At 38.7% G+C, this 11,670-nt stretch carries 8 protein-coding genes and 1 pseudogene; 8 read left to right on the top strand and 1 reads right to left on the bottom strand.

The genetic code is table 11. The features are described 5' to 3' along the window. Window positions 1-481: 481 nt before the first annotated feature. The 6 genes from glgB (at window position 482) to SINDD18_RS03800 (ending at window position 7,937) form a co-directional block, all read left to right on the top strand. Entirely contained in the window at window positions 482-2,410 is a 1,929-nt protein-coding gene (gene glgB / locus SINDD18_RS03825) for a 1,4-alpha-glucan branching protein GlgB (RefSeq protein WP_061863142.1), read from the top strand. After that, window positions 2,400-3,542 carry a glucose-1-phosphate adenylyltransferase gene (locus SINDD18_RS03820; protein ID WP_061863141.1) on the top strand — a complete coding sequence of 381 codons (1,143 nt, stop codon included), beginning with the start codon at window positions 2,400-2,402 and terminating at the stop codon, window positions 3,540-3,542. Before glgB ends, SINDD18_RS03820 begins: the two co-directional genes overlap by 11 nt. Next, entirely contained in the window at window positions 3,532-4,671 is a 1,140-nt protein-coding gene (gene glgD / locus SINDD18_RS03815; protein WP_061863140.1) for a glucose-1-phosphate adenylyltransferase subunit GlgD, read from the top strand. Before SINDD18_RS03820 ends, glgD begins: the two co-directional genes overlap by 11 nt. After that, window positions 4,668-6,101, top strand: a complete 1,434-nt coding sequence (gene glgA, locus SINDD18_RS03810) for a glycogen synthase GlgA (RefSeq protein ID WP_061863139.1) — start codon at window positions 4,668-4,670, stop codon at window positions 6,099-6,101. Before glgD ends, glgA begins: the two co-directional genes overlap by 4 nt. 62 nt (window positions 6,102-6,163) lie before the next feature. Continuing rightward, entirely contained in the window at window positions 6,164-6,805 is a 642-nt protein-coding gene (gene serB, locus SINDD18_RS03805) for a phosphoserine phosphatase SerB (RefSeq protein WP_061863138.1), read from the top strand. Between the two features lie 16 nt (window positions 6,806-6,821). Next, entirely contained in the window at window positions 6,822-7,937 is a 1,116-nt protein-coding gene (locus tag SINDD18_RS03800) for a glycerate kinase (protein ID WP_061863137.1), read from the top strand. Here the strand turns inward: SINDD18_RS03800 and SINDD18_RS03795 are convergent. Further along, window positions 7,934-8,377, bottom strand: a complete 444-nt coding sequence (locus SINDD18_RS03795) for a DUF1694 domain-containing protein (protein ID WP_061863136.1) — start codon at window positions 8,375-8,377, stop codon at window positions 7,934-7,936. The genes SINDD18_RS03800 and SINDD18_RS03795 overlap by 4 nt on opposite strands. Window positions 8,378-8,539: 162 nt before the next feature. Here SINDD18_RS03795 and eno point away from each other — a divergent pair, with 162 nt between their 5' ends. Both eno and SINDD18_RS03785 read left to right on the top strand, forming a co-directional pair. Next, window positions 8,540-9,844, top strand: coding sequence for a surface-displayed alpha-enolase (eno, locus tag SINDD18_RS03790; RefSeq protein ID WP_006151137.1), 1,305 nt, complete (start codon window positions 8,540-8,542; stop codon window positions 9,842-9,844). A 367-nt stretch (window positions 9,845-10,211) separates the two neighbouring features. Beyond that, a pseudogene (locus SINDD18_RS03785) lies at window positions 10,212-11,414 on the top strand (IS110 family transposase). The last annotated feature ends 256 nt before the right edge of the window (window positions 11,415-11,670 follow it).

The following is an 11,670-nucleotide window of genomic DNA, read 5'->3' as shown; positions in this document are numbered from 1 at the left end:
CCATGCTTGAGTTTTTTTATATTTCTAGATATATAGTGTATTGAATCTAGAATAGTCCACCAAGGATTCTAAAGCGTTTTTAGAAATTTATTTGACTTCCATAATCTCTTTGTTCATATCTTATTTCAATCCGCTATAAAAATAAAAATGGAACAATTACTAAAAATGGTTGAAAATTTCAGAAAATTTGGTAAAATTATATAAAAAGAGTTATCTACGAATATTATGTTATCAAAAACTGAAAACGTTCAGTTTTTTAAGTAAGTTATTTTATATAAAGATAATGTGAGTTATTTTTGTAACAGTGGCTGATAGAAAATTCCACTGCTTATTATCATTTATGAAAATTTTAGAAATGTTAAGATAACTATATGAAGATTTTCGAAAAAAATTTTAGTAGAATTCGGAAATTAGTTGAAAGTTTTCTTAAAAGATAGTATAATAAAGACATAGAAAACGCTTACAATAAAAGGGGGATTAAATGGATAAATTAGAAGCTTTAAGAACTTTTACTAGTGGCGAAAATTTCCATCTTCAACACTATTTAGGAGCGCATCGTGAAGAAAGAGACGGTGAGTATGGTTATACATTCCGTGTCTGGGCGCCAAATGCGCAGGCTGTCCATCTAGTTGGTGATTTTACTAACTGGGTTGAAAATCAAATCCCCATGGTTCGTAATGAATCTGGAGTTTGGGAAGTTTTTACAACTTTAGCTCAAGAGGGGCATATTTATAAATATCATATTACTCGTGCTAATGGTCATCAGCTTATGAAGATTGATCCCTTGGCAGTACGCTATGAAGCTCGTCCAGGAACAGGGGCAGTTTTAACAGAAATTCCTGAGAAAAAATGGAAGGACGGTCTCTGGTTAGCTCGCAGAAAACGTTGGGGATTTTTCGAAAGACCAGTCAATATCTATGAGGCGCATGCAGGATCTTGGAAGAGAAATCCTGATGGGACACCTTATAGCTTTGCCCAACTCAAAGAAGAGCTCATCCCCTATCTTGTTGAGATGAACTATACTCATATCGAGTTTATGCCTTTGATGGCTCACCCACTTGGTTTGAGTTGGGGCTATCAGCTCATGGGTTACTTCGCTTTGGAGCATGCCTATGGTCGTCCAGAAGAATTTCAGGACTTTGTTGAGGAATGTCATATCAACAATATCGGAGTAATTGTGGACTGGGTACCTGGACACTTTACAATCAATGATGACGCTTTGGCATACTACGACGGCACACCGACTTTTGAATACCAGGATCATAATAAGGCTAACAACTACGGTTGGGGAGCACTCAACTTTGACCTTGGTAAAAATGAAGTCCAATCTTTCTTGATTTCTAGCATTAAGTTTTGGATCGATTTCTATCACCTAGATGGTATTCGTGTAGACGCTGTAAGTAATATTCTTTATCTAGATTATGATAATGCTCCATGGACTCCAAATAAAGACGGAGGCAATCTCAACTATGAAGGCTATTATTTCCTTCAACGTTTGAACGATGTTATTAAGCTAGCTCATCCGGATGTTATGATGATTGCAGAGGAGTCTTCTTCAGGTACCAAGATTACAGGCATGAAGGAAATGGGTGGACTTGGATTTGACTACAAGTGGAACATGGGGTGGATGAATGATATCCTACGTTTCTACGAAGAAGATCCAATTTACCGCAAGTATGACTTTAATCTTGTAACTTTCAGCTTCATGTATGTCTTTAATGAAAATTATCTCCTACCATTCTCACATGATGAGGTTGTACATGGTAAGAAAAGTATGATGCATAAGATGTGGGGTGATCGTTACAATCAGTTCGCTGGTTTGAGAAACCTCTACACTTATCAAATTTGTCACCCTGGTAAGAAATTACTCTTCATGGGTAGTGAGTTTGGTCAATTCCTAGAGTGGAAATCCGAAGAGCAATTAGAGTGGTCTAACCTAGAAGATCCGATGAATGCCAAGATGAAGTACTTTACATCACAGTTGAATCAGCTTTATAAAGACCACCGTTGTCTTTGGGAAATTGATACAAGCTATGACGGTATTGAAATCATTGATGCGGATAATAGAGATCAGAGTGTTCTTTCCTTTATCCGAAAAGGCAAGAAAGGCGAGATGCTAGTCTGTGTCTTCAATATGGCACCGGTTGAACGATCTGATTTCACAATCGGTCTTCCTGTTGCAGGTATTTATGAAGAAATTTGGAATACAGAGTTAGAACAATGGGGTGGTGTGTGGAAAGAGCATAACCAAACTGTTCAAACTCAAGAAGGATTGTGGAAGGATTATGAGCAGACTTTGACCTTTACCTTGCCAGCTATGGGAGCAAGTATTTGGAAAATCAAACGTCGCATAAAACCTACTAAGAAAGTTGTTAATAAAACTCAAAAAGGAGTAGAAAATGAAGAATGAAATGCTAGCTTTAATCCTTGCCGGTGGGCAAGGAACTCGTCTCGGTAAACTCACTCAAAGCATTGCTAAACCTGCCGTGCAATTTGGTGGGCGCTACCGTATCATTGACTTCGCTCTTTCAAACTGTGCCAACTCTGGTATCCATAATGTTGGGGTTATTACACAGTATCAACCACTAGCTCTCAACAGCCACATTGGTAATGGTTCTAGTTGGGGTCTAGATGGTATTGACACCGGAGTTTCTATCCTTCAACCCTACTCTGCAAGTGAAGGAAACCGTTGGTTTGAAGGTACAAGTCATGCCATTTACCAAAATATCGACTATATCGACAGCATCAATCCTGAGTACGTTTTGATTCTTTCAGGTGACCATATCTACAAGATGGACTACGATGATATGCTCCAATCACACAAGGATAACAATGCCAGCTTGACAGTTGCTGTCTTAGATGTGCCACTTAAAGAAGCTAGCCGTTTTGGTATCATGAATACAGATGCTAATAATCGTATTGTTGAGTTCGAAGAAAAACCAGCTGAACCAAAATCAACTAAGGCATCAATGGGTATTTATATCTTTGATTGGAAACGACTTCGCAATATGCTAGTTGCAGCTGAAAAGGCTAATATTGACATGTCAGATTTTGGTAAAAACGTTATTCCAAAGTATCTTGAAACTGGTGAAAGTGTCTATGCCTATGAATTCAATGGATACTGGAAGGATGTTGGTACTATCGAATCACTCTGGGAAGCAAATATGGAATATATTTCTCCAGAAAATGCTCTAGATAGCCGTAACCGTCAATGGAAAATTTATTCTCGTAACCTTATCGCTCCACCAAACTTCCTTGGAGAATTCGCTCAAGTAGAAGACTCTCTTGTAGTGGACGGATGTTACGTAAATGGTACAGTGAAACACTCTATCCTTTCTACAGCTGCTCAAGTTCGTAAGGGAGCAGAAGTTGTAGACTCTGTTATCATGAGTGGAGCAGTTATCGGTAGAGGTGCTAAAATTACACGTGCAATCATCGGTGAAGGTGCAATTATTGCCGATGGTGTAGAAATTGATGGTACAGAAGAAGTAGAAGTAGTCGGATATAACGAAGTAGTGGGGGTAGCAACAGATGAAGATTGATAAATATTCAGCGATTTTAGGAAATACCGTTGGTTTCCATGATATGTCAACCTTGACGAGTAATCGTCCTGTGGCGAGTTTGCCATTTGGAGGAAAGTATCGCTTGATTGACTTCCCACTCTCAAGTTTAGCAAATGCTGGTGTTCGTAGTGTCTTTGGAATCTTCCAACAAGATAATATCAGCTCAGTTTTCGACCACATTCGTTCAGGTCGTGAGTGGGGCTTGAATACACTACTTAGTCACTACTATTTAGGTATTTACAATACACGTGTAGAAAGTAGCACAGTCGGTAAAGAGTATTATCAACAACTCTTGACTTATTTAAAACGTTCTGGATCTAACCAAACTGTTTCCTTGAACTGTGATGTTTTGGTAAATATTGATCTTGCTCAGGTTTTCCATTTGCATAATACAACAAAATCACCAATTACAGTTGTTTATAAGAAATTGCCTAAGAAGGTCATTTCAGAAGTAAATGCAATCCTTGATATTGATGAAACTGACCACGTACTTTCACACAAACTCTTTGATAAAAAATCAAACCAAGATTTTTACAACATGTCAACAGATATCTTCGTTGTAGATACTCAATGGTTGATTAAGCGTTTGGAAGAAGAAGCTCAAAAAGAATATCCAGAAAAATTACGTTATGTTCTTCGTGATTTAGCAGCTAAAGAAGGTGCTTTTGCATATGAATACACAGGATACCTAGCAAATATTCATTCAGTAGAAACATACTACCAAGCTAATTTAGATATGCTTGATCAGCATAAATTCTACTCTTTGTTCTCGCCAAATCAAAAGATTCACACTAAAGTTAAAAACGAAGAGCCTACTTACTATGCACCGGGTTCAAAAGTAAACACTTCTCAATTTGCTTCTGGTAGTATCGTTGAAGGCGAAGTGATTAAATCTGTTATTTCGCGTAATGTTCGTATCAATAAAGACAGCTTGGTTAAAGAGTCTCTTATCTTCCCTCGCGTTGTCGTTGGAAAAGGTGCACAAGTTGAGTATGCAATTGTAGATAAGGGTGCTGAAATAGCTGAGGGAGTTGTTATTCGAGGTACAGCAGAAAACCCTGTTATCATCAAAAAAGGCGAAAAAGTAACAGAGGATGTCCTTTCATGAAAATTTTATTTGTAGCGGCAGAGGGCGCTCCCTTTTCAAAAACAGGTGGATTGGGAGACGTTATCGGAGCACTTCCAAAATCATTAGTAAAAGCTGGGCATGAAGTTGCTGTTATCTTACCTTACTATGACATGGTAGAAGCTAAGTTTGGTAATCAGATCGAAGATGTCCTTCAATTCGAAGTCTATGTTGGTTGGCGCAGACAATTTTGTGGAATTAAGAAAACAGTTCTAAATGGTGTTACCTTCTACTTCATTGACAATCAATATTATTTCTTCCGTGGACATGTTTATGGAGACTTCGATGATGGTGAACGCTTTGCCTTCTTCCAACTTGCTGCCCTTGAAGCTATGGAGCGTATTGGATTCATACCTGACGTCCTCCATGCTCATGATTACCATACAGCAATGATTCCGTTCTTGTTAAAAGAAAAATACAGATGGATTCAAGCTTACCAAGGAATCAAGACTGTTTTGACCATTCATAACTTGGAATTTCAAGGTCAATTCTCTGAAAGCATGCTTTGGGACTTGTTCAGGGTTGGATTTGAGCGCTACGCTGATGGAACAGTTCGTTGGAATGATTGTCTTAACTGGATGAAGGCTGGTATTCTCTATGCAGACCGTGTATCAACCGTGTCACCTAGCTATGCTTATGAAATCATGACTACGGAGTTTGGTTGCGGTATTGATCAGATTCTCCGTATGGAATCTGGTAAGGTTTCTGGTATTGTAAACGGAATTGATACTGATTTATACAATCCAGAGACGGATGCTTTACTTGAGTATCATTTTAGTAAAACTGATCTGTCAGGTAAGGCTCAAAATAAAGCGAAACTTCAAGAAAGAGTTGGTCTTCCAGTACGTTCTGATGTGCCAATGATTGGTATCGTGTCACGTTTGACTCGTCAGAAGGGCTTTGATGTGGTGGTTGAAAGCCTGCATCGTATGCTTCAAGAGGATATTCAAATCGTTCTCTTGGGAACTGGAGATCCAGGATTTGAACAAGCCTTCTCTTGGTTTAGTCAAGTATTCCCAGAAAAACTTTCTGCAAATATTACTTTTGATGTAAAATTAGCTCAAGAGATTTATGCTGCTTGTGATTTGTTCCTTATGCCAAGTAGATTTGAACCGTGTGGACTTTCACAAATGATGGCCATGAGATATGGTACGCTTCCTTTAGTAAACGAGGTGGGTGGACTTAGAGATACTGTTCAAGCCTTTAATCCAATTGAAGGAACAGGTACAGGCTTTAGCTTTAACAACCTAACTCCATACTGGCTCAACTGGGCATTGCAAACAGCTTTGGATGTTTATCACAACCATCCTGATGTTTGGAAAAATATGCAAGTTCAAGCTATGGAATGTGATTTCTCTTGGGATACAGCTTGCAAGTCATATCTTGATTTGTATCACAGTTTAGCAAACTAAATAGTTAAAATCGTATGATACCTTCATACGATTTTTTGAGATTCTGAAAGTAAGGCAATTATATGAAAAAAATTAAAGGACTCTGTGTACTGGATGTAGATGGGACGCTGATAGAAGAGGAAGTTATTGATTTGTTGGGGAAAGAAGCAGAGTGTGAAAATGAAGTAGCTCTACTGACTGTCCAAGCTATGAGAGGAGAACTTGATTTTGAAGAAAGCCTGAGAAAACGTGTTTCTTTATTACAAGGACTATCTGTAGATACTTTTGATAAGATTTATCATGAACTACACCTTAGTAAAAATGCTGCTAAGTTTATCAAAGTTCTTCAAGAAAATCAGATAGAAGTCGGTCTAGTATCAGGCGGATTTACCACTATTGTAGAAAGATTAGCAAAAGATTTAGGAATTTCAATATATACTGCTAATCAACTGGAAATCAGAGAGGATCACTTAACTGGCAATCTAATTGGCCCTATTATAAGCAGAGAAGTAAAAGAAGCAACCCTCGTGAGATGGGCTGAAGAATTACAAGTACCTTTTGAGAGAACGATTGCGATCGGTGATGGGGCTAATGATTTAGATATGTTGAAGAGAGCTGGAGTCGGCATTGGCTTCTGTGCTAAAGCAATCGTGAAAGAGGAAATTCCTCTTCAAATTGAAGAAAGAGATTTTTTAAAAGTATATAAGCTAATAGATTTCCTTTGACTAGAAAGAGGAGAATATGAAAATTGTAATCGCACCTGACTCTTTCAAAGAGAGTCTTCCCGCAAACGAAGTAGCAGAAGCTATTAAAAGAGGATTTACAAGGGTGCTACCAGATGCTGAATGTCTGCTTTTACCTGTTGGTGATGGGGGTGAAGGAACAGTAGATGCCATCAAAAGCTCTTTAGCTCTTGTAGAAAAAACTGCTTTAGTGACAGGTCCCTTTGGTGACTTGGTTAAAATGCCCTACTTAAAAAAAGGGGGAATAGCCCTTTTTGAAGTTGCGGATTTGATAGGCCTTGCTAAAATTCCTATTGAAAAACGAAATCCCCTGAAGATTCAAACAAAGGGAATTGGTCAACTGATCCTGCATTTAATAGAACAAGGAATGAAAGAGATTTATATCGGTGTCGGAGGAACGGGTAGTATCGATGGTGGTATTGGCATTGCTTCTGGACTCGGATATCAGTTTTATGATGAAAACAGGAATGAACTTCTAGCTACTGGTCAATCCTTGTTTGAAATTACTGATATTTCAAAGGCTAAAGCCATATCTGTCCCTTTTGATGTGCGAATTAAAATCTTAGCAGATGTGACCAATCCACTCTGCGGATCCAATGGTGCCACCTATACGTTTGGGAAGCAAAAAGGGTTGAATCCAACACAATTTCCTGAAGTTGATTCTGCTATTGAAAAATTTTATGAAAAGATTGCCCCGAATGTATTAAAATTAGAAGGTGCAGGAGCAGGTGGTGGCATTGCTGCTGGTTTGTGTGCTTTTGCTGGAGCAGAAATCATATCAGGTATTCAAACTTGTTTGGAATTGATAAATTATGATGAAAAGGTAGCAAATGCTGACCTAGTAATTGTTGGGGAAGGTAGGTTAGATTCTCAAAGTTTGGCTGGAAAGGCACCAATCGGAGTAGCAAAAAGAACACCTAAGGGTGTTCCAGTCATTGCTATTTGTGGTAGTTTGGCAGAGGATTTACCTCCCTTACCAATTGAGAATATCATCGCCGCTTTTTCTATACTAGAAAAAAGTGAGCCATTGGAAGATAGTATAAAAAATGCAGCCACCTATTTAGAACATACAGCCTCAAGCATTGCACAAATCCTATCTTTAAAAAAGAATTAACCAAACCATTTCTTCCAGAGAGAAGTAGGAGCTTTAGTTTCTTTTTCTTGCCACAAATCTGAAAAGGCCTTTCTGAGGTCTTTTTCACTTGTTTGCACAGGAGCATCGCTATGGATAACTAGTCCAAAAGGAGAAGAGTTATGATCTTCAGAAACGATGGTCGCTTGGCAGTCAGTATCTTTGGATTGTTTAAGATAATAGACCTGCTTTTCAAACTCAACTTGAGGAGAAATCTTAACAAAAAGAGGTTCAGTTTCTTTTTTTAAGCACTCTAAAATATTCAAAAAACCTTCTTGAAATTTGTCATCATTTGCAGTCTCAAGATTGGCATAACCAAGGACACGCTCCTCAAAAGTGCCGAGAAAACGTCTTTGTTCGTCTGGATTTAGTTTAAGCCCGCCATGAGCTTTTTCTAATATTTGTTTAGATACGTCTGTCATAAAAATAGTATATCATAAAATAAAGGAAAAAAGATAAAAGAAAGCGATTACTTTATCAACTTAAGGAAAAATTGCACAAAGATAACGTTTTTCCTTGAAAAACGATGATTTTTAAGGTATCATAGAGGTGTAAAAAATTTAACTCAATAAGGAGAGTATAAAATGTCAATTATTACTGATGTTTACGCTCGCGAAGTCCTAGACTCACGCGGTAACCCAACACTTGAAGTAGAAGTTTACACTGAATCAGGTGCTTTCGGACGTGGTATGGTTCCATCAGGAGCTTCTACTGGTGAACACGAAGCAGTTGAACTTCGCGACGGTGACAAATCTCGTTACGGTGGTCTTGGTACACAAAAAGCTGTTGACAACGTAAACAACATCATTGCTGAAGCTATTATCGGCTACGATGTACGTGACCAACAAGCTATCGACCGTGCTATGATCGCTCTTGACGGTACTCCTAACAAAGGTAAATTGGGTGCTAATGCAATTCTTGGTGTATCTATCGCTGTAGCTCGCGCTGCTGCTGACTACCTTGAAATCCCACTTTACAGCTACCTTGGAGGATTCAACACTAAAGTTCTTCCAACTCCAATGATGAACATCATCAACGGTGGTTCTCACTCAGACGCTCCAATCGCTTTCCAAGAATTCATGATCGTACCTGCTGGTGCACCTACATTCAAAGAAGCTCTTCGTTGGGGTGCTGAAATCTTCCACGCTCTTAAGAAAATCCTTAAATCTCGTGGTCTTGAAACAGCTGTAGGTGACGAAGGTGGATTCGCTCCTCGTTTCGAAGGAACTGAAGACGGTGTTGAAACTATCCTTGCTGCTATTGAAGCTGCTGGTTATGTTCCAGGTAAAGACGTATTTATCGGATTTGACTGTGCTTCATCAGAGTTTTACGATAAAGAGCGTCAAGTATATGACTACACTAAATTCGAAGGTGAAGGAGCTGCTGTACGTACTGCTGCAGAACAAATCGACTACCTTGAAGAATTGGTAAACAAATACCCAATCATTACTATCGAAGATGGTATGGATGAAAACGACTGGGACGGATGGAAAGCTCTTACTGAACGTCTTGGTGGTAAAGTTCAATTGGTTGGTGACGACTTCTTCGTAACAAATACTTCATACCTTGAAAAAGGTATCGCAGAAGGCGCAGCTAACTCAATCCTTATCAAAGTTAACCAAATCGGTACCCTTACTGAAACATTCGACGCTATCGAAATGGCTAAAGAAGCTGGTTACACTGCCGTTGTATCACACCGTTCAGGTGAAACTGAAGATTCAACAATCGCTGACATCGCAGTTGCAACAAACGCAGGACAAATCAAGACTGGTTCACTTTCACGTACTGACCGTATCGCTAAATACAACCAATTGCTTCGTATCGAAGACCAACTTGGTGAAGTAGCTGAATACCGTGGATTGAAATCATTCTACAACTTGAAAAAATAAAATAGTTCAGTGAACTATTTCATCCCGAACCTTGAAATAAAAAAGTTCGGCCGTTGATTTAACAACGTTTTAAGCCCCTCGGATTTTATCCGAAGGGCTTTTTTTCTGACTCTTTGTTAACCCACTACAGTTGACAAACATACTAAGATTAGTAGTGAGAAAATCTCCGACGGGAGAGAGTACTCACTACTTTTTCTTTATTGTCTTGTAAAGTCGTAGGGCTCTTTGGCGCTAGACATCGCTTGACAAACTGGCAAGACACCTGTTTTAGGTGGAATTTGATCAAAGTATGTGGGACGCTAGACGTCGCGTATTGAAAATAAAATCACTAAAACACAGAGTTATTCAAGACAAAAGAGGTAATATCATGCGTACAGTATTTGGGATTGATGTGAGTAAGGCAAGTTCTGAGGTGGCAATTTTAGTCAACGGTGAGAAGATTCATGGATACACTATGCTCAATGACGCCATTGGCTTCAATCGTCTTTTGAATGACTTGAAAACTGCTCATAACCTTGAGATTATATTTGAAGCTACTGGTGTCTATTCTCGGCGTCTTCGAGCCTTTCTTGAGGAATACGGCTACGCTTATACACAGCTGAATCCTCTGGAAGCTAAGAAGCAACTGGACAGTCTGCGAGTTCGTAAAACAGACAAAATTGACGCTGAAAAGTTGGCTCATTCTCAATTTATACTCAATCGTAAACCAACTTATGCGTAGGAAGAAGTTTATCAACACCTGCGTGATTTAAGCCGTTTCTATCAAAATCTTACAGAAGACATTGTTAGAGCTAAAAACCGTCTACACAAGGTCTTACAAGTCACCTTTCCTGAATTGGAAAATCTCTTATCCACACCAACTGGAGAGCAATATTGGAATTTAGTGATGGCTTTTCCATGCAAAGAGTTTGTATTAAGCCTATCTCAAAGTAACTTGTGTGAGATTATCCGTCAATCTACCTCCAAACGCATCTCTGAAAAGCGTATTGCTTACCTGACTGATAAACTTATAAAACTCGCTAAACAATCTTTTTGTGCGATCAAGAAAACCTCTCCAATACTTGAAGAGGTTCGTTACTATGCTCAAGAATTGCTTCGTCTTTCTGAGCACAGACAGGTTGTCTTAGACGACATGGTAGCTCTAGCTCAGCCTTTACCAGAGTATGACATCTTACGATCAATTCCTGGAATCGCAGAAACCACAGCGACATCTATCATTGGCGAATTGGGAGATATTCGTCGCTTTCAGTCTACCAATCAAATCAACGTTTTTATTGGCATTGACCTGAGACACTATGAATCTGGGAACTTTCTCGCCAAGGAACACATTACTAAGCGAGGTAATCCCTATGCCAGAAAAATATTGTTCAAGTGCATTCATAACATCGCTTCAGCTAGTCATACCAATCCCTGCCATATCGCCGACTTTTATGAGAAACGAAAAAGACAATCGAAAATAGCTTCAACCAAGCCACATGCGATTGCCTCTATACATCGTCTCATTCGAACAATGTATTACCTCATTACGCATAACAAACTTTACGATTACTCTTTGACCCAAAATCGATAAGGCTATCTATGCCGTATTATTATAATACCTTGTTTCAAAAAATACCAGATGAGGTGGTTTTTTAGCATGCCCTTTTATGGATCAATAAGTGGTAAAAATAAGACAGTAACCTCAGAATAGCTACTGTCTTATCTCTTTTTTTACTTAAGGCCCTTGATATACTTGACAAATGGTAGAAAAGAGCCAATAATTCTTTATTTTTCTTCTGTTCCAAAATAAAGATAGATATATTTCTTATCTAATTCATTATTTTTTT

This window comes from Streptococcus infantis, from assembly GCF_001579645.1.
Classification (GTDB): Bacteria; Bacillota; Bacilli; order Lactobacillales; family Streptococcaceae; genus Streptococcus; species Streptococcus infantis_E.
Note: the sequence above shows the minus strand (reverse complement) of the source record. Positions and strands in the feature narration are given on the sequence as shown.